This is a genomic window from Halovalidus salilacus, from assembly GCF_031852275.1.
In the GTDB taxonomy this organism is placed as follows: Archaea; Halobacteriota; Halobacteria; order Halobacteriales; family Natrialbaceae; genus Halovalidus; species Halovalidus salilacus.
The window spans coordinates 1,364,546-1,389,498 of record NZ_CP134700.1 but is presented as its reverse complement, the minus strand read 5'-3'; the positions used below and the strand labels follow the sequence as shown (position 1 = coordinate 1,389,498).

Annotated in this window: 24 protein-coding genes; 17 read left to right on the top strand and 7 right to left on the bottom strand. The window is 67.4% G+C overall.

The features are described from left to right. Positions 1–84 precede the first annotated feature (84 nt). Positions 85–1,206, bottom strand: coding sequence for a CNNM domain-containing protein (locus RJT68_RS06880; protein WP_407039628.1), 1,122 nt, complete (start codon positions 1,204–1,206; stop codon positions 85–87). Between the two features lie 267 nt (positions 1,207–1,473). Between RJT68_RS06880 and RJT68_RS06875 the strand changes: the two genes are divergently transcribed. After that, complete coding sequence (locus tag RJT68_RS06875; protein ID WP_407039627.1) at positions 1,474–1,905, top strand: universal stress protein; 432 nt, start codon at positions 1,474–1,476, stop codon at positions 1,903–1,905. A 379-nt stretch (positions 1,906–2,284) separates the two neighbouring features. Continuing rightward, on the top strand, positions 2,285–3,442 hold the full coding sequence (locus tag RJT68_RS06870) for an MFS transporter (RefSeq protein WP_407039626.1): 1,158 nt from the start codon (positions 2,285–2,287) through the stop codon (positions 3,440–3,442). Here RJT68_RS06870 and aglM read toward each other — a convergent pair whose 3' ends face one another. The 4 genes from aglM to RJT68_RS06850 all read right to left on the bottom strand — a co-directional run bounded on the left by aglM (position 3,443) and on the right by RJT68_RS06850 (position 7,074). Then, on the bottom strand, positions 3,443–4,786 hold the full coding sequence (aglM, locus tag RJT68_RS06865; protein ID WP_407040335.1) for a UDP-glucose 6-dehydrogenase AglM: 1,344 nt from the start codon (positions 4,784–4,786) through the stop codon (positions 3,443–3,445). A 120-nt stretch (positions 4,787–4,906) separates the two neighbouring features. Continuing rightward, positions 4,907–5,641, bottom strand: coding sequence for a UTP--glucose-1-phosphate uridylyltransferase AglF (gene aglF / locus RJT68_RS06860; RefSeq protein ID WP_407039625.1), 735 nt, complete (start codon positions 5,639–5,641; stop codon positions 4,907–4,909). A gap of 94 nt (positions 5,642–5,735) precedes the next feature. After that, positions 5,736–6,047: a PadR family transcriptional regulator gene (locus RJT68_RS06855; RefSeq protein ID WP_407039624.1), complete on the bottom strand. Its 312-nt coding sequence runs from the start codon at positions 6,045–6,047 to the stop codon at positions 5,736–5,738. Positions 6,048–6,072: 25 nt separating this feature from the next. Further along, positions 6,073–7,074, bottom strand: a complete 1,002-nt coding sequence (locus RJT68_RS06850; protein ID WP_407039623.1) for a DUF3267 domain-containing protein — start codon at positions 7,072–7,074, stop codon at positions 6,073–6,075. Positions 7,075–7,182: 108 nt separating this feature from the next. Here RJT68_RS06850 and RJT68_RS06845 point away from each other — a divergent pair, with 108 nt between their 5' ends. Further along, complete coding sequence (locus RJT68_RS06845) at positions 7,183–7,464, top strand: DUF7111 family protein (protein WP_407039622.1); 282 nt, start codon at positions 7,183–7,185, stop codon at positions 7,462–7,464. Between the two features lie 77 nt (positions 7,465–7,541). On the opposite strand, the gene RJT68_RS06840 is transcribed toward RJT68_RS06845, so the two are convergent. Next, entirely contained in the window at positions 7,542–7,940 is a 399-nt protein-coding gene (locus tag RJT68_RS06840) for a DUF7410 domain-containing protein (protein ID WP_407039621.1), read from the bottom strand. A gap of 126 nt (positions 7,941–8,066) precedes the next feature. On the opposite strand from RJT68_RS06840, the gene RJT68_RS06835 reads away from it, so the two are divergent. The 5 genes from RJT68_RS06835 (at position 8,067) to RJT68_RS06815 (ending at position 12,538) form a co-directional block, all read left to right on the top strand. After that, positions 8,067–9,500, top strand: a complete 1,434-nt coding sequence (locus tag RJT68_RS06835; protein WP_407039620.1) for a heme o synthase — start codon at positions 8,067–8,069, stop codon at positions 9,498–9,500. A gap of 41 nt (positions 9,501–9,541) precedes the next feature. Continuing rightward, positions 9,542–10,153: a hypothetical protein gene (locus RJT68_RS06830; RefSeq protein ID WP_407039619.1), complete on the top strand. Its 612-nt coding sequence runs from the start codon at positions 9,542–9,544 to the stop codon at positions 10,151–10,153. 129 nt (positions 10,154–10,282) lie between these two features. Further along, positions 10,283–10,858 carry a thioredoxin family protein gene (locus RJT68_RS06825; RefSeq protein ID WP_407039618.1) on the top strand — a complete coding sequence of 192 codons (576 nt, stop codon included), beginning with the start codon at positions 10,283–10,285 and terminating at the stop codon, positions 10,856–10,858. Positions 10,859–10,971: 113 nt separating this feature from the next. Continuing rightward, positions 10,972–12,126 carry an acyl-CoA dehydrogenase family protein gene (locus RJT68_RS06820; RefSeq protein ID WP_407039617.1) on the top strand — a complete coding sequence of 385 codons (1,155 nt, stop codon included), beginning with the start codon at positions 10,972–10,974 and terminating at the stop codon, positions 12,124–12,126. 244 nt (positions 12,127–12,370) lie between these two features. Continuing rightward, positions 12,371–12,538 (top strand): hypothetical protein, encoded by a 168-nt coding sequence (locus RJT68_RS06815; RefSeq protein WP_407039616.1) that lies wholly within the window; start codon positions 12,371–12,373, stop codon positions 12,536–12,538. A gap of 363 nt (positions 12,539–12,901) precedes the next feature. Here the strand turns inward: RJT68_RS06815 and dpsA are convergent, their stop codons facing one another. After that, positions 12,902–13,447, bottom strand: coding sequence for a DNA starvation/stationary phase protection protein DpsA (dpsA, locus tag RJT68_RS06810; RefSeq protein ID WP_407039615.1), 546 nt, complete (start codon positions 13,445–13,447; stop codon positions 12,902–12,904). A 214-nt stretch (positions 13,448–13,661) separates the two neighbouring features. Here dpsA and RJT68_RS06805 point away from each other — a divergent pair, with 214 nt between their 5' ends. The 9 genes from RJT68_RS06805 (at position 13,662) to RJT68_RS06765 (ending at position 24,650) form a co-directional block, all read left to right on the top strand. Continuing rightward, positions 13,662–15,131, top strand: a complete 1,470-nt coding sequence (locus RJT68_RS06805) for an aldehyde dehydrogenase family protein (protein WP_407039614.1) — start codon at positions 13,662–13,664, stop codon at positions 15,129–15,131. A gap of 303 nt (positions 15,132–15,434) precedes the next feature. Beyond that, the gene (locus RJT68_RS06800; protein WP_407039613.1) at positions 15,435–16,418 is read left to right on the top strand and encodes a carbohydrate kinase family protein; all 984 of its coding nucleotides are present in this window, start codon (positions 15,435–15,437) and stop codon (positions 16,416–16,418) included. Between the two features lie 164 nt (positions 16,419–16,582). Beyond that, positions 16,583–17,731, top strand: a complete 1,149-nt coding sequence (locus RJT68_RS06795) for a YihY/virulence factor BrkB family protein (protein ID WP_407039612.1) — start codon at positions 16,583–16,585, stop codon at positions 17,729–17,731. A 151-nt stretch (positions 17,732–17,882) separates the two neighbouring features. Next, the gene (locus tag RJT68_RS06790; RefSeq protein WP_407039611.1) at positions 17,883–18,305 is read left to right on the top strand and encodes a hypothetical protein; all 423 of its coding nucleotides are present in this window, start codon (positions 17,883–17,885) and stop codon (positions 18,303–18,305) included. 156 nt (positions 18,306–18,461) lie between these two features. Continuing rightward, complete coding sequence (locus tag RJT68_RS06785; RefSeq protein ID WP_407039610.1) at positions 18,462–19,538, top strand: metal ABC transporter substrate-binding protein; 1,077 nt, start codon at positions 18,462–18,464, stop codon at positions 19,536–19,538. Continuing rightward, positions 19,535–20,272 carry a metal ABC transporter ATP-binding protein gene (locus RJT68_RS06780; RefSeq protein WP_407039609.1) on the top strand — a complete coding sequence of 246 codons (738 nt, stop codon included), beginning with the start codon at positions 19,535–19,537 and terminating at the stop codon, positions 20,270–20,272. The genes RJT68_RS06785 and RJT68_RS06780 overlap by 4 nt, the downstream gene beginning before the upstream one ends. A gap of 4 nt (positions 20,273–20,276) precedes the next feature. Further along, positions 20,277–21,302: a metal ABC transporter permease gene (locus tag RJT68_RS06775; protein ID WP_407039608.1), complete on the top strand. Its 1,026-nt coding sequence runs from the start codon at positions 20,277–20,279 to the stop codon at positions 21,300–21,302. Between the two features lie 82 nt (positions 21,303–21,384). After that, complete coding sequence (locus tag RJT68_RS06770) at positions 21,385–23,481, top strand: acetate--CoA ligase family protein (RefSeq protein ID WP_407039607.1); 2,097 nt, start codon at positions 21,385–21,387, stop codon at positions 23,479–23,481. Beyond that, a complete protein-coding gene (locus RJT68_RS06765) occupies positions 23,478–24,650 on the top strand; it encodes a phosphotransacetylase family protein (protein WP_407039606.1) in 1,173 nt (390 codons plus the stop codon). The genes RJT68_RS06770 and RJT68_RS06765 overlap by 4 nt, the downstream gene beginning before the upstream one ends. Positions 24,651–24,953 lie beyond the last annotated feature (303 nt).

Sequence of the window (24,953 nt, the reverse complement as noted above, 5' to 3'; positions counted from 1 at the left end):
GTAATATCCATAGCAACACAGATAAACGGCTTGTCTGCGAACCGATTCTTCGTGCGACGACGAATTCCGTCCTCGCGAGGTGTCTCAAGCCGGATCGCTTTGGGAGTCTAGTCCTGATGCGCCGTCCCCGCGTTGTTGCTGGTAGACGTCAATGGGGTCTTCCAGTTCGCCCATCACTTGCTCGAAGGCGTCCGTCGAGGTTAACAGGCCGACGACCCGTCCCTCCTCAGTGACGAGGGCGAGTTCTTGATTTTCCGTCTGGAAGCGGTCGATGGCGTCGCTGATTACCTCGTCGGCTGGGAGCGTCATCGGCGACTCGGCGAGGTCTTCGACGTCGATGTCGCCGTTTTTGAACGCCTCGAAATGGTTCGTGATCGCCGCGAGGTAAACGACCCCTCGGAAATCGTCGATGTCCTCGCCGACCAGCGGATAGCGGAGATGTGGATGGTCCTCGACGACCGCGAGGTTTTCCTCGGGGGTATTGTTGGTCGAGAGCGCGGCGATCTCCTCGCGCGGCACCATGGTGTCACGGACGGGGATTTCTTCGACCACCAACGCGTTCATCACTTCCTGACGACGCTCTTCTGGAATCTCATTGTCGTCGAGTATCGACCCGAGCTGTCGGTGGAGGTCCGCACGCCCCTCAATGTCGCGGCCATTCGAATCTTCTTCGCCGTCGGATTCGAGCCACGCACCAGTCATTTCGACGCCGAACAGCGACAGCGTCCATTTCGCCACCCAGTCACCGACGCGGAGAATCGGTCGAATGACCCACGTGAACCAGTACAGCGGCGTCGCGCCGTAGCGGCAGACCTGTTTCGAGCGCTCGACGCCGAGGTAGGTGGGGGCCTGCTCGCCGTAGACCTTGTGTACCAGGCTCACGATGATGTACGCCAAGATCACGCCTGCGCCGATCGACGCGAGAACCGTCCCGCCGAACAACGGTTCGAACAGCGCTGCGAGCGCGGGTTCGGCGACGATACCCAGTGCGATGCTAGCGGCGGTGATGCCGACCTGACACCCGGTGAGATAGATTTCGAGGTCCTCGGTCATCTTCCACGCACGCTCGAGACCGGGTTCCATGAACTCGGCTTCGGAATACTGTCGGGCGCGGGTCAGCGCGAATTCGATGGTGACGAAAAACCCGTTGGCGAGAATCAACGCGGCACCCGCGACGAGACGAAGGAGGATTTCGGGTGCTTGCATTCAGTATAGGTCCATCGATACGGCGTCGAGGCAAAAAAGCACGGGTGGCAAACTGACAGTGCTTCCGAATGGGCCGTTCAGTCGAGCCTGACCGCCAGTCCGAGCCCCGAGGAGTGTTGGTTGGCCTCGATGACGCGTTGGATGGTAAGACCTCCCTCGACCGTGTTCCGCTCCGGCGGGTCACGAGCTAAGTCCCACTATCACGACATCGTCCGACCTATCTGACTCGGGGTCACGCTTTTTGCCGTTCAGTCGGTAAGACCCGACGTGTACCGCGACATCCTTATCCCGACGGATGGCTCTGATGCGAGCGTAACAGCGCTGGATCACGGGATGGAAATCGCTTCGAGTATGAGAGCCAAGGTGCATCTCCTGCACGTTGTAGATGTTGGGACGGAGATGTCCGCATCTGCCGTTGGTGACATCGCGGACGACCTCACCGAAGCGCTCGATGGGGAAGCGAAAGAGGCGCTCAAGCAGGCCGAGCAAATGGCCGATGAGGCCGGAGTTGAGTCCGAACGAGCCGTTCTCGAAGGATTTCCGGAAGACGCAATACCTCAGTATAGCGCCGACAACGGAATCGACCTCATCGTGATCGGAGAAAGCGAGGATTCGACCCTCACGGAGCGACTCTTCGGGAGTACGACGGAGGACGTTCTCGAATCGGTGACTACCTCGGTTCTGGTCGCTCGAGAATGAGGCACGCTGGTAGAAATTACTGTTACCGTGGCGATAAGTTAGGGTAAGCGGATCATCCACAGGGAACTGACCCTCCAAACGATGATTCAAAGCGAAGTCGGTAAATCGGGACTTCGATTGAAATTTGCCAGTTCTTTCGCCAGTCTGTACGCGAATCAAATGCATCGACTGTGCTGAATGTATCCTCTGTATCTCGCACGCCATTCCTCTCAAATTATGAGGGGAACAACGGAGCCTCCGATCTCGAATCGACTTTCGATCCGCGGGCGGACGCGAATCCAGAACCGACACCTCCGGACGCGGATCCCGATCGATACCCTCGATCGAGGGACAGTTCCGCTTTCGGAACGTTTGATAGCGGCTGTCGGAAAGGGAGTGCGTGGCCCGCGCTCGACTCTTCGCCTCGCTTTGCGGACTCGTCTTTCTCATCAACATCGCGAGAATCGTCTTCGCGCCGCTGCTCGACGTCTTCATCGCCGAGTTCTCGATCGGCGAGGGGACCGCCGGACTGATCGTGACGCTCACGTGGATCGGAAGCGCCGCGCCAAGATTGCCCACCGGGTGGGTGCTCACGAGGGTACCGAGACACCGCGTCGTCGTGGCCTCGGGGACGATCCTGGCGCTCGCCTCGGGGTTCACCGCGACGGCGACGGGTGTTCGCCACCTGATGGTCGGCGCGTTCCTCATGGGTATCGCCTCCGGCGTCTACTTCGTCTCGGCGAACCCGCTCCTGAGCGAGTTGTTCCCCGAGCGCGTCGGCCGGATCATGGGGATCCACGGCGCCGCGAGCCAGGTCGCGGCGGTGGCCGCCGCGCCGTTCGTCGCGCTCTCGCTGCTCGTCGACTGGCGCCTCTCCCTGTGGGGGATCGCCGTCGGCGCCGCCGCGACCACCGCCTACGCGTGGTTCGTCGCGAGGGAAACCGAAATGCCGACGGCGGGCCGGGCGGACCGCGACTTCGTCGGCGCTGCGCGCTCGGAGTGGCGGATCATCCTGACCGCACTGGCGATCGTCGGCGTCGCCTCGTTCGTCTGGCAGGGCGTGTTCAACTTCTACGACCTCTACATGCAGTCGAAGGGGCTCTCCGGTCGGGCGGCCGAGACGATGCTCACCGTCGTCTTCGCCGCGGGCGTGCCCGCGTTCTTCTTCGGCGGCGACCTGGCCGACAGGCTGCCGCGCGTCCCGTTCCTCCTGGGGATCGTCGGCGCGTTCGCCGCCTCCCTCCTCGCGCTGACCGTCGTCGAGGGCTGGATCGGCCTCTTCGTCCTCTCCGCGATCCTCGGGGTGGTCGTCCACAGCATGTTCCCGGCCACGGACACGTACCTCCTCGGGACGCTCCCGGATTCGACGCGGGGCAGCGCCTACGCGGTGTTCAGTTCGTCGTGGATGCTCGCCCAGGCGCTCGGTTCGTCCGTCCTGGGCGAGTTCCTCGAGCGCGGCTACGCCTACGACGCGGTGTTCGCCGCCGCCGCCCTCCTCCTCGGGGCCACGGTCGTCGTCATCGCCCTCGTCGATCGGACGGGACGGCTGCCCGAGTGATCACCAGGTCAGTCCGTCGTACGCCTCGAGCGCGCCCTCGTCGACGTCGATCCGTCGGCCGTCGACGAGGATCCGCCGGCGCATGCCGTCGAACGAGAGGTCGTCGAACTCGGGCCAGTCCGTGGCCACGACCGCGCCGTCGGCGCCCTCGAGCGCCGTCGACGCGCGCTCGGCGTACTCGACCTCGAACTCGGGGTGCTTCGTTCGGACGTTCTCCGCCGCCACCGGATCGTAGGCCACGACGTCCGCGCCACGATCCTCGAGTTGGACGATCACGTCGAGCGCCCGCGACTTCCGGATGTCGTCGGTCCCCGGCTTGAACGAGAGCCCGAGGACGGCGATCCGGGCACCTTCGAGCGGCGAGCCGTCGGATCCGTCGTCAGCCTCGGCCTCGAAGTTCGACTCGAGGAGGTTCACCAGTCGGCGGGGCTGCTCGTCGTTGACGGCCACGGCTGCGTCGAGCAGTTCGGGCTCGTAGCCCTGCTCCCGAGCCCCCGCGCGCAGCGCCGCGACGTCCTTCGGGAAGCACGACCCGCCCCAGCCCAGGCCCGATCGCATGAACTCTTCGGAGATTCGGGAGTCGAGTCCGACGGCATCGATCACCTCGTAGGCGTCCGCACCGTACTGCTTGGCGATGTTCCCGAGCTCGTTCACCAGCGACACCTTCGCCGCGAGGAAGGCGTTGTTCGCGTACTTGATCAGCTCCGCCTCACGGATCCCCGTCTCGACGAGGTGTGTCCCCTCGCGCTCGAGGATCGGGGCGTACAGCTCCCGCAGGGTCGCCGCCGCGTCCTCGCTCGTCGCCCCGAGGACGACCTTGTCGGGCTCGAGGAAGTCGCGGACGGCGGTCCCCATCCGGAGGAACTCGGGGTTCATCGCGAGGTCGATCCCGTCGCCGATCGCGGTTCCTGATTCGCGCTCGAGGATCGGGCCGACGACCTCCTCGGTCGTGCCGGGGAGGACGGTGCTCTTGACGACGACGAGGTGGTCGTCCGCGTCCTCGTCCGCGACCTTCGGGGCGAGCGCCCGCCCCAGCGACTCGGAGCCGGCGCGCATCACGGTCAGGTCGAGGCTGCCGTCGTCGGCCTGGGGCGTCGGGAGACAGAGGAACGTGACGTCCGTCTCGCGGACGGCGTCGTAGTCGGTGGTCGCCCGGAGGCGGGTGCCGGCGTGCTCGGCGATGCGCTCGGCGAGGCCCTCCTCGTGGATGGGCGCCTCCCCGGCGTTGATCGTCTCGACGATCCCCTCGTCGATTTCGACGTTGACGACATCGTGGCCGAGATCAGCGAGGCAGGCGGCGATCGTCGTGCCGACGTAGCCGCTGCCGATGATGGAGACGTTCATGATCGTGTTCGTGTGACTCGAGTCGAACGGGACGGGTAAGACGCTTTTTGGTTCGCGCACCGACGACGTCGTCGGGTGGAGTCGATCCGGGCCGTCCGGTTCGAGGGACGCGCCTGGCGCTCACTCGGCGGTCGGCGCGGCCTCGAGTTCCCGCAGTCGCTCCTCGGCCTCCTCGCGGTCCTCGGGGTAGCCGACGTCGATCCGCCAGCCTTCCATGCGGATCGCGTCGATGGTCCGCCCAGATTGGATGAGCAGGTCGATGGCGTCGGGCAGTTCGTACTCCCCGCGGTCGCTGGGCTGGACGAGGTGACAGGCGTGGAAGATCGCGGGCGTGAAGGTGTAGAAGCCGGTCATGACGAGGTTCGACGGCGGGTCGGTGGGCTTCTCGACGACCTCGACGATCTCGCCGTACTCGTTCGTGTCGAGGACGCCGTAGCGGGACGCTTCCTCGTAGGGCACCTGCTCGACGAGGAACGCCGCGTCGGCGCGGTCCTCCCGCTGGCGGTTGATCACGTCCCCGAGGTTCGCCCGGAAAATATTGTCCCCGAGCATGAGGACGAAGTCGGAGTCGACGTGCGGTTCGGCCTGCAGGATGGCGTGGGCCAAGCCCTTCTGTTCGCGCTGATGGGCGTAGGTGATCGGCACGCCCTCGTAGGCGTCGCCGTACCGTTCGATGAGCTTCTCCTTGAGGTAGCCGACGACGACCACGAACTCCGTGACGCCGATGTCGATGAGGTTGTCGAAGACGTCCTCGATCAGCGGCGTGCCGTCGACCTCCACGAGCGCCTTCGGCGTATCCTCGGTGAGGGGACGGAGGCGGGTCCCCTTCCCCGCGGCGAGAATAACTGCTTGCATATCACTGTGGCTGTATTCATAGGATATAGGCCTTCGGGGCTCGAGCGCTCGCTGGTCCCGTCTCGAGCCCGCGATGGACCGTGCGAACCGGTGCTCACTCCCCGCGTCGGTCGTCGCCGCTCTCGAGGTTTTTCTCGAGCAGTCCCCGCATCCACGCGTAGTGCTCCCTCACTCTCCGTTCCCCGCCCTCCGTCAGCGCGTAGACGTCGTGGATCCCCTCCGTGCGCTTCTCGACGAATCCGGCGTCGACGAGGGCGGAGAGCGAACCGTAGAACGCCTTCGGCTCGATCCGATCGTCGTAGTGGGACTCGAGTCTCGACTTGAGTTGCTGTCCGCGGAGTTCCCCCTCGGCGGCGAGCAGGACGCAGATATCGCGCCTGCGACCGCTCCGAAGCCACTTCGTCATGCGAGCCGGTTGGTCTGGTTTCGGGTCAGGCGTTTCGGTTTCCCGGGGCGTCGCCGGTTCGGTGCGACGGCCGACGGTACCGTCGAATCCCCGCGTCGAGGACGGTCCACGAGAGCCCCGCCGCGACCGAGAGGAGCACCACTGCCCGGGTGCCGAACTCGATAACTGCGCGCCCTCGTTCGGGCGCGAACTCGTGCCGGAAGAGACTGGCCGGGCCGTGGAATTCCCCGACGACGACGGTTCCCGAGTCGACCAGCAGGTACCAGGGTCCCGCAGGCGAACCGAGTTCGATCGAGACCGAGTCGAGCCAGAGGGAGCCGAGGACGAGGCCGGTAAGGGTCACCGCGACGAGGCCGAACGCGCCGGTCGTTCCGGTGACGAACGCTCCGAGGGCCCTCGAACGGACGACGCGCCCCGTTCCGGAGTCGTCGGTCTCCCCGTAGACCGCGAACCCCCGCGATCCGTCCGGAAGGCCGGCGATGCGCGCGGACGACGGGTACCGAGCGACGGTCGCGGCCATCCGGAGGTCGCCGACGGAGCCCGCGGCGTTGGCCGCCAGCGAAATCGCGACGAACGGCCGGGGGAAGACCGTCGCGACCGCGAGGCCCGCGAGCGTGATGGTGACGAACGGCGCGAGCAAGACGGCGAGCAACTGATTGCGGGAGTAGCCGCGGCCGTCCGTCCGCGCGTAGGCGTACGGAAGGAAGAACCGCGTGAGCCCCACCCCGTACGTCGGCCGTCCGCCGTAGCGCGCCATGAACGCCCCGTGGACGAACTCGTGCAGGACGACGACGAGGGCGATTACCGCGCCCGATATCCCCGCCAGCCGCAGGAACTCGAGCGGCGACGGGACGGGAATCACGAAGGGCTGGAACGGCGCGCCACGGATGGCCGCGACGACGTACCCGACGCAGGCGGCCGTCCCGAAAAAGGCCGCCGCGGCGAGAAGCGTCCGGCGCACCGCGACGGATCGCGTCACGCGAACCTCCGCGAGAGGCCGTTCGACGTCGGGTTCCGCTGCGCTCACGGCACGCACTCCTCGCGGCCCCGTGAAAGCCGTATCGATGTCGGCGAAGTGATCGGTCGCGCCGTCGGAACCGATACGTTTCCGGTGATCGCCTCCGCACCGAGCGACATGGACGACCTCGAACGGATCGCCGAGGCCGGCGGCATCGTCGCGACCTACCGCGAGACCGACGCCGAACGGCTCCTCGAGTTCGACGCCGACGGGACGACCGCGGTCGTCGCCCAGAACCTCGACGGCTACGCGATGCTCAAAGTCCGACCGACCCCCGACGGCGACGAACTCGAGCGCTACTACGGGTTCGAGATGGCGCTCGATCACGTCGGAGAACTGCTCGGGGTCAGCCCGCGCAACCTACCGATCCCAGAGGCGGCGACCGACATGGGGATGTGAGCGGGCCGGCGAGAGCGCCGAGAACCCGGTTGGACCGGTCGGACTGGTTCCGTCACGTCCGCGTCGACGAGCCGCAATCACGTCACGACCGCGTAGACGAACAGAAACGAAAAGTAGGAGAGGACCACCATCCCGAGCGCCTTCACCCGGAACCGGCGTATCGCAGCGTCATCCTCGCGGGACGCGGACTCGAACGCCTCCCGCTGGTCGTCGGTGAGCCGCTCGGGGTGTTCGAGGCCCGCGTGGAGCGTCCGGAGCCGCCGCGTTCGGAACGGTCGGTCGCAGTACGGGCAGCGGATCGGTCGACGCGAGTCGTCATCCTCTCTTCTCGCTTCGGGGTTCCGGTGGTCGCCGTCGCTCGCTCCGAACGCGTCGGTTTCCGGCGCTCGAGACGCGAATTTCGACACGGTCGAGTGCCACCTACCACGACCGACCACTTCCGCGTTCGGATCGGTCAGGTATCGGTACCTTCTCACGTTCGCGACACTCGTCGAACGCAACGTGGCAAACGCCCGGCATGACGCGCCCTATCCCCGCAAACGACGGGTCGGCGAAAACGGGAACCATAAGTACGCGCAGTCGAACCACAACGTAAGGATACCGTGGCGCACTCACTCGATTCGTCGGACTCGTTTCCCCGCCCGATCCGCGGCCACCGGCGGTTCTCCGCGGTGCTCGCAGCGACCGCGCTGGGCGTCTACCTCCTGTTGATCGTGGGCGCCACGACGTCGCTGACGAACGCCGCCAGTTCGTGCTCGAGCTGGCCGCTGTGCTCCGTGCCGCCGGATCCGTTGAGCCACACCGAACTCGCGATCGTCTGGGGCCACCGAATCGCCGCCGTCGTCGTCGGCGCGCTCGTCGCCGTCACCGCCGGCGTCGCGATCCTCGGCGACGTCTCGAGTCGCGTGCGCAACGCGCTGCTCGTCACCGTCGCCCTGTACGTCGTCCAGGTCGGCGTCGGCGCGGTCACGGCGACCGTCGGACCGGCGGCGATCGTCCCCGGCCTCCACCTCGGACTCGGCGTCGCCATCTTCTCGCTGGTCGTGCTCGCGCTCGCCTGGGACCTCGAGTCTGTCACGGGACGCGAGGACGACGCCATCGAACCTTCGCCGGAGCCGATCGACCCCGCGGAGGCCGCGCCTGAGCGCTCGATTCCCGCCGGCGGGCTCGCCCGCGCTCGGCTCACCGTCTTCGCCTACTTCAAGATGATGAAGCCGCGGCTGATGTGGCTGCTCTGTCTCGTCGCCGCGGCGGGGATGGCGCTGGCCGCCGGGCCGGCGCTCGACGCTCACACCATCGTCGCCACGCTCGCCGGCGGCGTCCTGTCGATCGGCGCCTCGGGGACGTTCAACCACGTCCTCGAGCGAGACGTCGACCAGCGGATGTCACGGACGGCCGACCGGCCGCTCGCGACCGAGTTGATCCCCGTCCGGAACGCGCTCCTGTTCGGGTTCGTGCTGACGGGGGCGTCGATGGCCGTCTTCCTGACGATCAACCCCCTCGCGGCGGCGCTCGGGCTGGCGGCCATCCTCTTTTACAGCGTCGTCTACACGCTGTTGCTCAAGCCGAACACGGTCCAGAACACCGTCATCGGGGGCGCCGCGGGCGCGCTGCCTGCGCTCATCGGCTGGGCGGCGGTGACCAACGAGATCGGATTGCCCGCGCTCGCGCTCGCCGGCGTCATCTTCCTCTGGACGCCCGCGCACTTCTACAACCTCGCGCTGGCGTACAAAGACGATTACGCCCGGGGCGGCTTCCCGATGATGCCCGTCGTCCGCGGCGAGACGGTGACGCGAAAGCACATCCTCTACTACATCGCGGCGACGCTCGTCTCGACGGTCGCCCTCGCGTGGATCACGACGCTCGGCGCGCTCTACGCCGCCACGGTGGCCGTCTTCGGGGGGCTCTTCCTCTGGGCCGCCGTCTCCCTCCACTTCGAGCAGACCGAGCGGGCGGCCTTCCGCTCGTTCCACGCGTCGAACGCCTTCCTGGGCGCGATCCTGATCGCCGTCGTCGTGGACGCGCTGGTGCTCTGAGACCGTAGGCTTATTTTTCCGTTCGCCGTAGTGACAGCCAAGTGTCTCGTCGCGCCGAGGAGGACGAACGCGAACTCGAGGAGGACGAAGGGGAGGACGCGGCTCGAGCCGGCGAGTCCGGCTCGGACGGATCCGAACCCGACGGTGCGGAACCGACGGCGTCGTCGATACCAGCCGGCAGCGTCGACGAGTCGATCAAGCGGCGCCTCGAGGAGGCCTACCTCAACGAGCTTCAGGACGGCCTGATCGTCGCCGACGTCTTCTCGCCCGAAGGGAGCTCCGCCATCGCCGTGGACCTGGCGACCCCGCACGGCGAGACGTCCTGTACGAAGTACTTCGACGCGCCCGAGCACAGCTCGCTCGAGGAGTGCGAGGAGTTCCTCGCATTCCTCGAGGTGGCTGGCGTCTCGCCGCTCGAGCTGGACGACCTGATCGGAACCCGCGTTCCGGCGGTGTACGACGCGGACGAGGGGTGGATCGTCGGTCACGAGTTGCGCGAGCGGCGGTCGTCGGACGATAACGCGGGGACGATCCGCTCGATCGGCGCCGGTGCGAGGCGGTGGCTCGGTCGGAACAAGGACCTCCTCGTCCTCCTGATCCTGGTCGGCGGCGAGTTGCTGCTCGCCGGCGCGCTGGTCTCCCTCTTCGCCTGAGCCGTCGGTCGGTTATCGTCGGTCACCTCTCGTCGCTCGTCTCTCGGACGGCGAACGAGCGCTTCCGCCGAGAGCGCCGAGCGTGCTCCGAACGGGACGCTTAAGGGAAAACGCACGGTATCGACCGACATGGTCCTGCAAGAGTCGGAGACGGAACTCGAGGAGGGTGATCCCGCGCCGGCGTTCGAACTCGAGGGTGCGGACGGGGAGACGTACTCGCTCGAGTCGTTCGCCGAGTACGAGGCACTGCTGGTCGTGTTCACGTGCAACCACTGCCCGTACGCGAAGGCGAAGATCGACCTGCTGAACGAACTGGCGGCGGAGTACGACGACGTGGCCGTGGTGGGGATCAACCCCAACGACGCCGAGGAGTACCCGGAGGACTCGTTCGAGCGGATGCGAGAACTCGTCGAGGACGGGACGATCCGCTACGACGCCTACCTGCGCGACGAGTCCCAGGCGGTCGCCGAGGCCTACGGCGCCGTCTGTACGCCCGACCCGTTCCTGTTCGAGAACCGCGACGTCGACGGCGAGGGCGAGTTCCGCCTCGTCTACCAGGGGCGGCTCGACGACGCCCCCAATCCCGACGACGAACCGACCACGTTCCCCGTCCGCGAGGCCATCGACGCCGTCCTCGCGGGAGACGAGGTGGATCTCGAGTGGAAGCCGTCGCGGGGCTGTTCGATCAAGTGGACGGACGACTGATCCGTCCGTGACGGGGCGGCGGGTAGTGACCCGATTCGCGGAACGACCGAGGACTCTCGAGCGACCCGATACCGACCCCCTGCTATTTGGGTCGTGATGCCAACTAGCGCCGTATGGATCTACTCGACGAGGACCTCGTTCCGGAGCACGCGCTCGACGTCAAAGCCGAGGCGCGCGAGTTCGCCGAGGAGTACATCGAGCCCAACGCCCAGGAGTGCTTTCGGGCCGCCGAGTACCCGCGAGAGATCGTCGAAGCGGGCCAGGAGGCGGGCCTCGTCGCTCAGGACTTACCCGAGGAACTCGGCGGGCGCGGGTTCGACCTGGCTGAGACGCTGGCGCTGGCCGAGGAGTTCTACCGGGCCGACGCCGGCATCGCGCTCGCGCTCCAGCTTCCCAGCTTCGGCTGCAGCATGACCGTCGAGTACGGGACCGACGAGCAGCGCGAGACGTACGTCCGGCCGGTCGCGGAGGGGGAGCAGATCTCGGGGCTCGCCGTCTCGGAACCCGAGACCGGAAGCGACCTCGCGGGGATGCAGACGCGTGCAGAGAAGGACGGCGACGAGTGGGTGCTGAACGGCGAGAAGTACTGGATCGGAAACGGCGTCGAGGCCGACTGGATAACCGTCTACGCCCGGACGGGCGACGACGAGGACAACCGGTACGGCAACCACTCGATGTTCATCGTCCCCACCGACGCCGACGGATACGAAGCCGAACACATCCCCGAGAAGATGGCGATGCGCGCCTCGAAGCAGGCCCACATCACCTTCGACGACTGTCGGATCCCCGAGGAGAACCTGATCGGCCACGAGGGCGCCGGCTTCATGATGCTCGCGGAGTTCTTCAACCACGGGCGGATCGTCGTCTCCGGCCACGGACTCGGCCTCGCCGCCGCGGCCATCGAGGAGACGTGGGAGTTCGTCCACGGCCGGGAGGAGTTCGGGCGGACCATCAACGAGTTCCAGGCCGTCCAGCACGACCTCGCGGACATGCTCACCGAGTTCCACGCCGCGCGGACGCTCGCGTGGCGCGCGCGGGAGAAGGTCGAATCCCACGAGAACGCCGGCTACTGGGCGGCGATGTCGAAGGCGAAGGCGACCGAGACGGCCGTCGACGTCGCCGAGCGGGGCATGCAGTTCCACGGCGGCCGGTCAGTCCTCGACGAGCGACGGATCGCCCGCGTCTATCGCGACGCCAGGGTCCCCGTCATCTACGAGGGCGCCAACGAGATCCAGCGCAATCTGATCTACGGCCAGGCCCCCTCCTGAGCCGAGGCGGCGGTCACCGGCGGTACCGATTCGAGGGTCCGAACGCGAGGCGGTGGTTCGCCCGCTCGAGCGCCGAACCTGCGAGATCCGTTGCTCCGATGGTTCATCCGTTGCTCCGATGGATCATCCGTTACACCGGTGGTTCCCCCAGTGTTTTCTTTCATACAGGTAGGTTCGGTGACGGTTCTCGTGGTCTTAGGCCGACCAAAACCTTTTTGCATTTAGGCTCGCCTAATCTCTGGTAATGGACGTACCCGTTCGCAGGCAGGACTCCGAACTCGAAGACACGGTCGAGGAACCATCGGCGATCGTCACCTGTCACGAAACCCGACCCGGAAAGATCGTCTTCACCGAGCGCGACAATTGCGACGGCTGGATCGCCACCGACCTCACCGTCGACCTCGAACGCTAGTACCCCCTCCCACCGGATCGACACCCCCACGACGAATCGACCCGCGACCGAGACCGACGACCCCGCACCGCCTGCGGTGATGGGATCGTCACTCTCTCCACCTCTGGCTTCCGACGGCTCGCGAGCGACGAGTCCGCTCGTGGACGCGGTTTCGGCGCCCGTCGCTGCGGTACCACCTCGCGTTAGCGGTATCGCGTTTGCGGCACCCGCTACGGAGGTCATCGCTTCGTCGGCGTCGACCTTCGCGGAGCGTCGGCGCTCGCGGATCGGGTTCGATCGCGGAGAAAAGTCGTCACGATTCGGCGTCGCGGCGATCGTCCGACGTCGATGGGTCGGTTCGTCGGCGTCGGTTCGTCTCGTCGATCAGTTGAGCGCTTCTTCGCGCACCAGCGTGTCGTCCTCGAGGTAGTGTTCGATGTGGTGGGCGTCCTCCTCGACGTCGACGAGGATCTCTCGGAGGATCTCCTCGGTGGCGTAGTCGCCGAGGTTCGAGGCGAGTTCGATGCTGTCGCGCATCGACTCGATGATGTCGCCGTAGATCTCGAGATCGTTCTCGAACATGGTGCGGACGTCGTAGACGTCCTCGCCCTCGAACTCGACGGTCGCTCGCTCCTCGAGGTTCGACGGGCCCGAGACGGGAACGCCGCCCAGCGCCTGCGCGCGCTCGGCGATCTCGTCAGCGCCCTCCTCGGCGTGTTCGTACGCCTCCTCGAAGAACCGGTGGTAGTCGAGGAAGTTCGAGCCCTCGACCACCCAGTGGTGCTTCTTGAGCTGGTGGTACAGCACGTACGCGTTCGCCAGCTCCGTGTTCAGCGCGTCGATGATCTGCTCCGCCTTCTCCTTCTCGAGGCGAAGTTCGTTCTCCTCGACGCTGTCCGCCGACTGTCGGACGGTCTTTTGAGTGCTCATCTCGAGTAGTCGTTCGTCGTCGACCCTCTTAAACGTTTTCCATGGAGGAACAATTTTTCCCAAATCGGGAAGGATTGTTTTCGGTAGTCCTAAAACCACCCCGTACATGACGGGTACCTCACCGGTTCGACGCTCGCGTATACGGCAGAATGAGTGTGCACTATTTTTCCATCTTTGAGTAAATATTTTGAGTGTGGGCGACGTAGGGGGACGCATGGCAACCAGAGCAGCACAGCGGAGAGAACGGATCTACGTGGACGGGGAGTGGGTGGACACCGACCGGTCGATCGAGGTATTGGACCTGGCCGACGGCGGAACGTTCGCGAGCATCGCGGCGGCTGGGCCCGAGGAAGTCCGGTCGGCGCTCGCGGCCGCCCACGAGGTCAAACCCCGGATGCGTCGGACGTCCGTCGTCGAGCGCGCCGCCTGGTGCGAGGAGATTGCAGAGGAATTGCGGGCGCGCGAGGAGGAACTCGCGGAGGTCATCGTCCGCGAGGCTGGCAAACCCATCTCGTCGGCGCGCGGCGAGGTCGGCCAGGCCGCCGAACGCTTCGATCGCGCCGCCGAGGAGGCGCGAAACATCGTCAGCAAGGGACAGTTCCGCGAGGGGTCGACGGCGGGCCACGAGGGGTGGCACGCCGTCGTGAAGAACGAGCCCATCGGTGCGGTGCTCTGCATCACGCCGTACAATTACCCGTTAGCCACGACGGCGTTACAGGTTGCGCCTGCACTCGCCGCGGGTAACAGCGTCCTCCTCAAACCCGCGAGCAAGACGCCGATTTCGGCGGCGATCCTCGCCGACGTGATCGCCGAGGTCGAGGGGATCCCGGAGGGTGCGTTCCACTTCCTCCCCGGCGAGGCGAGCGATATCGGCGACCTCCTCGCCGGCGACGACCGGATCAACGCCATCGCCATGACCGGTTCCTCGGGCGCCGGCAAGCACGTGGCCCGCGAGAGCGGGATGGTCAACCTCCACATGGAACTGGGTGGCAACGCGCCCGCGATCGTCTTCGAGGACGCCGACCTGACCGACGTCGCGGGTAACTGCGCCAAGGGCTCGTTCAAGTACGCCGGCCAGCGCTGCTCGGCCATCTCCCGCGTGCTCGTCCAGGAGGAGGTCCACGACGACCTCGTCGACCTGATCGACGGCCAGATGGACGCCTGGACGGCCGGCGACCTCTTCGACGAGGACACCGCCTTCGGCCCGCTCATCAGCGTCGATCAGGCCGACTGGGTCGAGGAACTGGTCGAGGACGCGATCGAGAAGGGCGCCGACCTCGTCCGCGGCGGCGAGCGTCGCGCTCCGGAGGGCGTCCCCGACGAACTCGCCGACCAGTTCTTCGAGCCGACGCTGCTCGCGAACGTCCCCCACGACGCCCGCATCCTCGAGGAGGAGCAGTTCGGCCCCGTCGCCGTTGTCGCCCCCTTCTCGGATCGCGAGGAGGCCCTCGAGATCGCCAACGGTTCGGACCTCGCCCTCGACGCGGCGGTCTTCACGAGCGACTACGACCGCGCGATGGACGTCGCAGAGCGCGTCGACGCCGGCGCGGTCCGCATCAACGGCGCCCCGAGCCACGGCCTCGGCGACGTGCCGTTCGGCGGCAACAAGGACTCCGGCATCGGCCGCGAGGGCCTCGACGCCTCGATCCACGCGATGATGCGGAAGAAGAGCATCGTCCTCTAGTCGCGGATCCCGAGCCCGTTCCATTTCCGGTCGCTCTCTCGTTCTTCGCTTCCGCTCCACGAGCTTTCGCTCCGTGCGTACGCGCGATTGCCCCAATCTCGCGCACCGAGTGCCAGGTCGAGGGTACAAACGAGGTCGCTCGCTCAGAACCGTCCGGTTCGGTCAGCGGCACCGCTTCGCGGTCGCGAGCCACGGCGGCGACGGTGACGTGGGCCCGTTTCCCCTCGTCGACGACTCCGCTGATCCGGGGATGCTGAGAACCAGGCCGAAGGTACTACCGCCGTTCGCGTCCAGGCTCGAGGTATGGACCAGGAGGTGCTCGTCGCCGGCGAGACGTTGATCGACTTCATCCCGGAACGGCCCGGCCCCCTCTCCGACGTGGAGGGGTTCGAGCGCCGACCCGGGGGCGCCCCCGCGAACGTCGCCGCGGGCCTCTCGCTCCTCGAGCGGCCGCCGCTGTTCTGGACCCGCGTGGGCGACGATCCGTTCGGACGCTACCTCGAGGGGGTGCTCGACTCGGTCGGCCTCCCCGATCGGTTCGTCGAGCGCGACTCCGACGCGAAGACGACGCTGGCGTTCGTCACCCACGACGAGACGGGGGAACGGACGTTCTCCTTCTACCGCGACGGGACGGCGGATACGAGACTCGAACCGGGAACGATCGACGACGACGTGCTCGAGGCCCTCGAGTGGGTCCACGCCGGCGGCGTCGCCCTCGCGAGCGGTTCGTCGCGGGCGGCGACGCTCGACTTGCTCGAACGAGCCTCGGAGGCGGGCAGCACCGTCTCGTTCGACCCGAACGCCAGACCGGAACTGTGGCCGGACGACGAGACCTTCGCGCGCGTCGTCCGCGAGGCGCTCGTCCACGTCGACGTCTGCAAGGCGACCGTCGAAGAACTCGAGGCGCTCGGGTTCCCGGGTTCCGACCCCGAATCGGCCGCTCGAGCGGCGATCGGCGCCGACGACGGACCGCACACCATCTTCCTCACGCGCGGGGGCGAAGGGGCCGTCGCGGTCGCGGGGAGCGACTCGCCCTGGGGCGACCGAGCGGAACCGACGGCCGTCGAACACCCCGGCTACGACGTCGACGTCGTCGACACCACCGGCGCGGGGGACGCCTTCCTCGCGGGTGCGATCGCCTCGTTGCGGTCGGGACGCGGGCTCGAGGGCGCCCTCTCGCGAGCAAACGCAGTGGCGGCGCTCACGACGACCGACGCCGGGGCGATGTCCGCCCTCCCGGACCGCGAGGCCCTCGAGGCGTTCCTCGCGGACGCCGACGCGGCGTGACCGAGACCAACGCAACGCGACCGAGATCAACGCGATGCGACCGAGACCAAGGCGAAGTGACCGAGACCGATCGGGCGGGTCGCGATCGTAGCGGACGACCCGAACGCGGGTCACTGAGAAGGTGCAAGCCCGCCGCCTAACCTTCTGCGACGCCTTTCACGCCCATGACTCCGGACGGTAGCAACGTCACCGCTTTCGCGAAGGAGGTCCTCTCCGGGATCCAGGAGAAGAACGTCACGTTCATGGCCTCGAGCATCGCCTACCAGGCGTTCGTCTCCCTCATTCCGCTGCTCGTCCTCGTCTTCTTCCTCGTCGCGGTCGTCGGCGACGAGGGGCTGGCGAACGAGGTCTCGCGGGCGACCGAGGGGATGCTCCCGAACGCCGGCCAGGACGTGCTCGAGGAGTCCATCGAGGGCCAGGCGCCGTCGGGATCGATCGGCGCCTCGCTCATCGGGCTCGTCACGCTGCTGTGGGGGTCGCTGAAGATCTTCCGGGGCCTCGACACCGCGTTCTCGGAAATCTACGAGACGACCGCGGAGAACTCGTTCGTCGACTCGCTCCGCGACGGACTCGTCGTTTTCGTCGCCATCCTGGCTGCGCTGGTCGCCGCGGGCGGCGCGACCGCACTCTTCGCGTTGCTCCCGAGCAGCACGCTGATCGGCCTGCTGAATCCGCTCGTGCTCCTCGGCGGGCTCACCGTCGCCTTCCTCCCCATGTTCTACTTCTTCCCGGACGCGGACCTGACGGTCCGCGAGGTGATCCCCGGGACCGTCGTCGCGGCCGTCGGTTGGGCGGCCCTTCAGCCGCTATTTCAGGTATACGTCGCCCTCGCGGGGTCGTCCGAGTCTTCGGGGGCGATCGGCGCCATCCTGCTCTTGTTGACCTGGCTCTACTTCGGCGGTCTGGTCCTCCTGGTCGGCGGCGTCGTCAACGCGACGTACGGGAACCACCTCCACCTCGAGGAGTCGGGGGAGGGACGGCAGACGCCGTCGGGAGGCGGGGCTCCCTCGACGCTCGCCGCCGGGGACCTGCGCGAGCGAATCGAGGACCTCGACCGGCGAGCCGAGCGACTCGAGCGCGAGCGGGATCTGCTCCGCAACGACCTGGGCGCCCAGCGAACCCGACGCTACCGCCTCGAGGACAGAACCGACCGGCTCGAGGAGCGAAACCGGGAGTTGGAGCGGGAGAACCGACGGCTCCGGCGGCAACTCGAGTTGCGACGCGAACCGGCGTGGAAGGAGTACCTGCGACGGGCGGCGGGACCGATCGGATCGGTCGGCGTCGGGACGGTGCGTTCGGACGAAGACCGGTGAGCGACGGTCTCGCCGCGGCCCTCGTGATCGAGCCCGTCGATCCGAACGATCGGTGATCGTCCGTCGGAAGCGGGTCGATTCGCCTCCCTCGGCCCCGATCCGTCGGCCGCGAGTCGTGAAGCCTATGTGAACCGCCGGGGGATTCCGGACCGTGTCGCACCCCGTTCGTGACGCGCGACAGCGGATCCAGAACGAACACGCGGCGGTACTACGCGCGATCGACGCCTGCGCGGACGCGATCGCGGGCTGCTGGGACGGCGACCGGACGACCCGCCGCGAGGAGGTCGTCGATCCCCTCCGGACGGCGCTCGAGTCGGCGGGCGTACTCGAGGACCTCTCGAGCGTGCTCGCGAGTGCCGTCGAGGCGACGGGTCACGACCTCTCGGCGCCGCCGGTTGCCGCCCCGCCGTACGTCGTCGTGACCAGCTGCGGCCCCATCCTCCGGGCGACGATCGGGTCGGGCCGTCTGGTGATCCGCTTCGACGTCTTCGAGATCGTCCCCGGGACGAACGTCGGCGAACCGACGACGTACCGTCGTCGCGACGGCGTCCGGGTGACGGTCTCGCTCGAGTAGGTGTGCCGGTTCGCGCGCGTTCGTTTGGTACGGCTTTCGCTGTGGGGAGTCACGTCTCACCGCGGTTATTAACGGGGAGCGCTATACCTGCCTTGAGTTAATAATTGCTTGCGAGCAGATAACAACTTTTTTATCCGGGAGGGCGTACGTTCGGGTATGACTCGAACACGGCGGTCGCTGCTGGGGGCTGGTGGAAGCCTCCTCGTCGCGAGTACGTTCGCCGGCTGTCTCGGTGGTTTCGATTCCGCTGACCGGGAGTACGACGAGGGATACGCCGCCCTCTTTAGCCTGTGGGACTGGGCCGACCAGGTCAGTGGTGAGACCATGGAGTTCCGGAATCCGGTGGGGACCGGTGAATCTGGCCACGGCTGGAGTCCACCGGGAGATCTCACCCGCAAGGTCGCCGACGCCGGCGTTTTCGTCTACTTCGACACACCCGAGTTCTCGTGGGCCCAGGACATCGTATCGACGCTCGAGGAGGACTACGACGACGTCGTCGTCGTCGACGGCTTCGAGGGACTCGACGATCGGTTACTCGAGTGGGACGACGAGGAGAGCGGGCACGACCAGGAGGATGGCGAGCACGACCACGAAGAGGGCGAAGACGACCACGAAGAGGGCGAAGACGACCACGGCGACGAGCACGAAGGGGAGGGACACGATCACGAGCACGATCGATCCTCGTTCGATCCCCACGCCTGGCTCGATCCCGTGCTGGCCACGGACATCGTCGCGAACATCGCCGACGGACTCGCCGAGGTGCACCCCGACGAGGAGGAGACGTTCCGGGACCGCGCGGACGAGTACGCCGGCGTTCTCGACGACGTCGACGAACAGTTCGAGGCGCTCGTCGCCGACGCGGATCGCCAGACCGCCGTCCTCGCCGGCCACGATTCCTTCTCCTACCTCGAGGAGCGGTACGGATTCGACCTGCACACCCCGGTCGGCGTCTCGCCCAACGAGGAGCCGAGTCAGGGAGAAATTTCGGAGACCATCGAGCACATCGACGAGAACGGAATCGAGACGATCCTCTACGACGCGTTCGATGCCCCCGAAGACCAGTATCCGCGCCTCGTCGAGACGATCCTCGACGACAGCGACGCGACCGATGCGATGCCCCTCGCGACCGCCTCGGGGACGCTCGCCTCGTGGGAGGAAAAGGGCTGGGGGTACCGCGAGCAAATGGAAGAGATAAACATCCCCGCGTTCAGAAACGCACTAGACGCACAGTGACCGTCGTCGACCTCGATAACGTGACGTTCGCCTACGGCGACCAGCCCGCGGTCCGCGACGTCTCCCTGACCGTCGAGGAGGGCGACTTCCTCGGGCTCATCGGCCCCAACGGCTCCGGGAAGACGACGCTCCTGCACCTCATGCTCGGCCTTCTCAGTCCCGATAGCGGCCGAATCGAACTCTTCGACGAGCCCGTCGAGTCGTTCGACGAGGGCGAGCGGATCGGCTACGTCTCCCAGCAGGCGACCAGCCGCGGCGGGACGATGCCGGTCACCGTCCGCGAGGCCGTCACGATGGGCCGATTCGCCCACGTCGGTCACGGACGGATCCGCGAGGAGGATCGCGAGATCGTCGCCGACGCCCTCGAGACGGTCGGCATCGAGGGATTGGCCGATCGGCAGGTCAACCAGCTCTCTGGCGGCCAGCGACAGCGAGCCTACATCGCGCGAGCGCTGGCCTCCGAGGCCGACCTGCTTGCGCTCGACGAGCCGACCGTCGGCGTCGACGCGGAATCGCGAGACGCCTTCTACCAGTTGCTCGAGTCGCTCAACGCCGACGGGATCACGATCATCCTGATCGAGCACGACATCGGCGTCGTCACGGACCGCGCGAACCGGATCGCCTGTATCAACACGGAACTGTACCACCACGGCGACACGGAGTCGTTCGTCGAGAGCGACGCGCTGACCGAAGCCTACGGGGCGACGGGACAGGTCGTCCACCACCACCACTGAGACGATGCACCGCGAGACGAGACTGCTGCTGGAACGGATCGGAATCGCCGCGACGGGGCTGCTCGCAGCGGCCATGATCGCGTTTCTCGTCCTCGATTACCTGCAGGACTACGCCTACGCGGGGGCGCTGTACGAGCAGTACCGCATCGCCGGCCGACTGCTGGATCACGTCCTGGGTACGAACGTCTTCAGACACCCCTTCATGTGGCGCTCGTTCGCGACGGGGATCCTGATCGGGATCGTCGCGCCGCTGGTCGGCACCTACCTCGTCCACCGCGAGATGGCCCTGATCGGCGAGACCCTCGCCCACACGGCCTTCGCCGGGGTCGCTATCGGTCTGCTGTTCAGCGCCACGACCGACTTCGCCGTCTCCCTGTTACTCGCGGCGCTGGTCGTCGCCGTCTGCGGCGCGCTCGCCGTCCAGTGGCTGACCGAGCACACCGACACCTACGGCGACGTACCGATCGCGATCATGCTGACCGGCAGCTTCGCCGTCGGGACGCTCGTCATCAGCTACGGCCGCGGAATGACCGGAATCAACGTCGAAGACTACCTGTTCGGAAGTATCTCCGTCGTCACGCCCGGCGGCGCGCGGCTGGTCGCGGTGCTCGCCGTCCTCGTCGTCGCCGTCGTCGTCGCCACGTACAAGCAACTCCTGTTCATCACGTTCGACGAGCAAGCCGCCCGCGTCGCGCGGCTCAACGTCACCTGGTACAACACCCTGCTGATCGTCATGACGGCCGTCGTCGTCGTCGGCGCGATGCAGATCCTCGGCGTCATCCTCGTCGCCGCGATGCTCGTTATTCCCGTCGCGGCCGCGACGCAGATCGCCCACAGCTTTCGCGAGACGTTGTTCTGCTCGATCCTGTTCGGGCAGGTGGCGATCGTCGGCGGCTTCGCCATCGGGATCGCCGGCGGGCTCCCCACCGGCGGCTCGATCGTCGTCGTCGCGATCGCCTGTTACCTGCTCGCGGTCGCCGTCTCGATCCTCGTCTCGGGTCGCTCGGCGACCGCGCTCTCGACGCACTGAGCGATCACGTCCGACGCGCCGATTCCCGGCCCTGTGGATTCCCCGCCCACGTTTATCAGACTCCGCGGCCAACGTTCCGTCGATGGGAAGGTTATCGGAGCTCTTCGCACCAGACGCCGTCGCCGTCGTCGGTGCCACCGACCGCGAAGGCGCAGTCGGCCGGGCGATCCTCGAGAACCTCCGGGCGGACTTCGCCGGCGAGGTGATCCCGATCAACCCCAACCGGGAGTCGGTGCTGGGGCTCGAGTGTTACCCGGACGTCGAGAGCGCCCCGCCGTTCGACCTGGCGGTGGTCGTCGTTCCGCCCCCGGCCGTCCTCGACGCGCTCTCGGAGATCGCCGAGGCGGGGACGAAAAACGTCGTCGTCATCACCGCCGGCTTCTCGGAAACCGGCGAGGAGGGCGCCCGACGGGAGCGCGAACTCAGGGAGCTGGCCGAGGCGCACGGGCTGAACGTCGTCGGTCCGAACAGCCTCGGCGCGATGAGCACGCCCGTCGGGCTGAACGCGACGTTCGGCCCGGAGAACGCGCGCGAAGGGTCGATCTCCTTCATGAGCCAGTCGGGGGCGTTCATCACGGCCGTCCTCGACTGGGCGAACGAGCAAGGGATCGGCTTCCGGGACGTCGTCTCGCTGGGGAACAAGTCGGTGCTCGACGAGACGGACTTCGTCCGCCACTGGGGCGACGATCCGGACACCGACGTCGTCATCGGCTACCTCGAGTCGATCGACGAGGGCGACGAGTTCGTCCGGGTCGCCCGGGAGGTGAGCGACGAGACGCCGATCGTCGTGGTCAAGTCGGGACGCACGAGCGCCGGCGCCCAGGCCGCCTCCTCCCACACCGGGGCGATCGCCGGCAGCGAGCGGGCCTACGAGGCGGGCCTCGAGCAGGCGGGCGTCCTCCGGGCGCAATCGGTCCAGGAGCTGTTCGACTACGCCCGCGCGCTGTCGGGGCTCCCCGAGCCGGACTCCGACGGCGTGGCGGTCGTCACGAACGCCGGCGGCCCGGGCGTGCTGACGACCGACGCCATCGGCGACTCGAGCCTCGAGATGGCCTCGTTCACCGACGAAACGCTCGAGGCGCTCGAGGAGTCGATGCCCGCGGAGGCGAACATCTACAACCCGATCGACGCCATCGGCGACGCCGACGTCGAGCGGTTCGGCGAGGCGCTCGACCTCGCGCTGGGCGACGACAACGTCGGGAGCGCGGTCGTGGTCGCCGCGCCCACGGCGGTGCTCTCCTACGACGAACTCGCCGAGACGGTGATCGAGAAGCGCGAGAAACACGACACGCCCGTCGTCACGAGCCTCATGGGCGGCGCGCGTGCGCGGGCCGCCGAGGAGATTCTTCGGGAGTTCGGCATCCCCAACTACTTCGACCCCTCGCGTGCCGTCTCCGGCCTCGACGCGCTGGCGCGCTACCGGGAGATCCGCGAGCGCGCCGTCGAGGAACCCGAGACGTTCGACGTCGACCGCGAGCGCGCCCGCGAGATCCTCGCCCGCGCCGAACGCCGGCCCGACAACCGGCTCGGGATCGAATCGATGGACCTCCTCGAGGCCTACGGCATTCCGACGCCGGCGGGCGAGGTCGTCGACGACCCGGCCGACGCCCGCGAGGTCGCGGAAGGGATCGAGGGCGACGTCGTGATGAAGATCGTCAGCCCCGACATCAGCCACAAGTCCGACATCGGCGGGGTCAAGGTCGGCGTCGCCGACGAGGACGTCTACGACGCCTACGAGGACCTCGTCAGCAGGGCGCGAAGCTACCAGCCGAACGCGACGATCCTCGGCGTGCAGGTGCAGGAACTGCTCGACCTCGAGGAGTCGACCGAGACGATCGTCGGCGTGAACCGCGACCCGCAGTTCGGCCCGCTGTTGCTGTTCGGCCTCGGCGGCATCTTCGTCGAGATCCTGGAGGACACGTCGGTTCGCGTCGCCCCGATCGGCGAGAACGAGGGGCGGGCGATGGTCGACGAGATCCAGGCGGCGCCGCTGCTGCGCGGCGCCCGCGGGCGGGAACCCGCCGACGTCGACGCGGTCGTCGAGACGATCCAGCGGCTCTCCCAGCTCGTGACGGACTTCCCGGCGATCCTCGAACTCGACGTCAACCCGCTCGTGGCGGGACCCGACGGCGCGCGGGCGATCGACCTCAGACTCACCGTCGACACGGAGGAACTATGACCGACACAGACACCGAACCCGACGAACGGACCGACGCCACCGCAGACCCCGAATCGACTTCCGACCCCGACACCCGAACGGACTCGAGCGCGACGACCGACGTCGAGGCCGACGCGGACGCGCTCCTCGTCGCCTCGCTCGAGGAGAGCACCGGCAAGACCGCCGTGACGCTCGCGCTCGCCAGACTGGCGCGCGACCGGGAGGACGCCGACGTGGGCTACATGAAACCCAAAGGCACCAGACTCGAGAGCAACGTCGGCAAGACCCTGGACGAGGACCCGATGCTCGCCCGCGACCTGCTCGGCCTCGACGCGGCGATGCACGACCTCGAGCCGATCGTCTACTCGCCGACGTTCGTCGAGCAGGCGATCCGCGGGCGCGAACGACCCGCGGAGCTTCGCGGACGCGTTCGCGAAGCCTACGAGACGCTCGCCGCCGACCGCGATCGGATGTTCGTCGAGGGCGGCGGGCGCATCGACGTCGGGGGCATCATCGAACTGACGGACGCGGACGTCGCGGAACTGCTCGAGGCGCGGGTCCTCTTGATCGCCCCGTACGAGGTCCCCGGCGACGTCGACGACGTCCTCGCGGCGGCCCGAAAACTCGGCGACCGGCTCGACGGCGTCCTCTTCAACGACGTCGCCGACGCGGTCTACGACGAACTCGAGACCGACGTGGTGCCGTTCCTCGAGGACCGGGGCGTTCCGGTGCGCGGCGTTCTCCCGAGCGAACGGATGCTCTCGGGCGTGACGGTCGCGGACCTCGCGGACGAACTCGGCGGGCAACTCCTCGTCGAGGAGGGACTGGATTCGTACGTCGAGCGGTTCTCCGTGGGCGCGATGGGCGCCGACAGCGCCCTGCGCCACTTCCGGCGGACGAAGAACGCCGCCGTCATCACCGGCGGCGACCGCGCCGAGATCCAGTCGGCCGCGCTCGAGGCGCCGGGCGTCCGCTGTCTGATCCTCACGGGCGGCCACCGCCCCTCGAGCGCGATCGTCGGGCGGGCGGCGAAGAAGGGCGTCCCCATCCTCTCGGTTCGGACCGACACGCTCACGACGGTCGACCGGGCCGAGGACGTCGTGCGCAGCGGGCGCACCCAGGACGAGCGGACCGTCGACCTGATGGAGTCGCTGCTGACGGATCACTCGGCGCTCGAGGAGATCCTGTGACGCTCCGAGTCGTGACGGTGCGAGGGCGGTAGGTCCTGCGTCGTCGACGATGGCGGTCGACGGTGGACTGGCACCCTCGAGGGTGATCCGACGGGGCCAGAACGGTCCGCCGACACCGGGCCGGCCCGAGCGCACCGGCCCGCACGGCACGCCGGTTGTCAGAGGCACGCCGGCACCGAAGGGTACGCGCTCGAGACCCATAGAGTCAATTCCCACGCGGACGACCCACCGGCTGCGCATTCGGCATAATTGTTACTCCCGTTTAAGTACCCTTTCGGTCGACGGTGGAGCAAGGCGAAGACT

Bases quoted from the DNA above. Each gene is read 5' to 3' on its own strand.
- RJT68_RS06800 (WP_407039613.1), top strand. From the start codon at position 15,435: ATGGACCAGGAGGTGCTCGTCGCCGGCGAGACGTTGATCGACTTCATC.
- RJT68_RS06785 (WP_407039610.1), top strand. From the start codon at position 18,462: ATGACTCGAACACGGCGGTCGCTGCTGGGGGCTGGTGGAAGCCTCCTC.
- RJT68_RS06815 (WP_407039616.1), top strand. From the start codon at position 12,371: ATGGACGTACCCGTTCGCAGGCAGGACTCCGAACTCGAAGACACGGTC.
- RJT68_RS06805 (WP_407039614.1), top strand. From the start codon at position 13,662: ATGGCAACCAGAGCAGCACAGCGGAGAGAACGGATCTACGTGGACGGG.
- RJT68_RS06820 (WP_407039617.1), top strand. From the start codon at position 10,972: ATGGATCTACTCGACGAGGACCTCGTTCCGGAGCACGCGCTCGACGTC.
- RJT68_RS06775 (WP_407039608.1), top strand. From the start codon at position 20,277: ATGCACCGCGAGACGAGACTGCTGCTGGAACGGATCGGAATCGCCGCG.
- aglM (WP_407040335.1), bottom strand. From the start codon at position 4,786: ATGAACGTCTCCATCATCGGCAGCGGCTACGTCGGCACGACGATCGCC.
- RJT68_RS06855 (WP_407039624.1), bottom strand. From the start codon at position 6,047: ATGACGAAGTGGCTTCGGAGCGGTCGCAGGCGCGATATCTGCGTCCTG.
- RJT68_RS06845 (WP_407039622.1), top strand. From the start codon at position 7,183: ATGGACGACCTCGAACGGATCGCCGAGGCCGGCGGCATCGTCGCGACC.
- aglF (WP_407039625.1), bottom strand. From the start codon at position 5,641: ATGCAAGCAGTTATTCTCGCCGCGGGGAAGGGGACCCGCCTCCGTCCC.
- dpsA (WP_407039615.1), bottom strand. From the start codon at position 13,447: ATGAGCACTCAAAAGACCGTCCGACAGTCGGCGGACAGCGTCGAGGAG.
- RJT68_RS06795 (WP_407039612.1), top strand. From the start codon at position 16,583: ATGACTCCGGACGGTAGCAACGTCACCGCTTTCGCGAAGGAGGTCCTC.
- RJT68_RS06825 (WP_407039618.1), top strand. From the start codon at position 10,283: ATGGTCCTGCAAGAGTCGGAGACGGAACTCGAGGAGGGTGATCCCGCG.
- RJT68_RS06770 (WP_407039607.1), top strand. From the start codon at position 21,385: ATGGGAAGGTTATCGGAGCTCTTCGCACCAGACGCCGTCGCCGTCGTC.
- RJT68_RS06880 (WP_407039628.1), bottom strand. From the start codon at position 1,206: ATGCAAGCACCCGAAATCCTCCTTCGTCTCGTCGCGGGTGCCGCGTTG.
- RJT68_RS06765 (WP_407039606.1), top strand. From the start codon at position 23,478: ATGACCGACACAGACACCGAACCCGACGAACGGACCGACGCCACCGCA.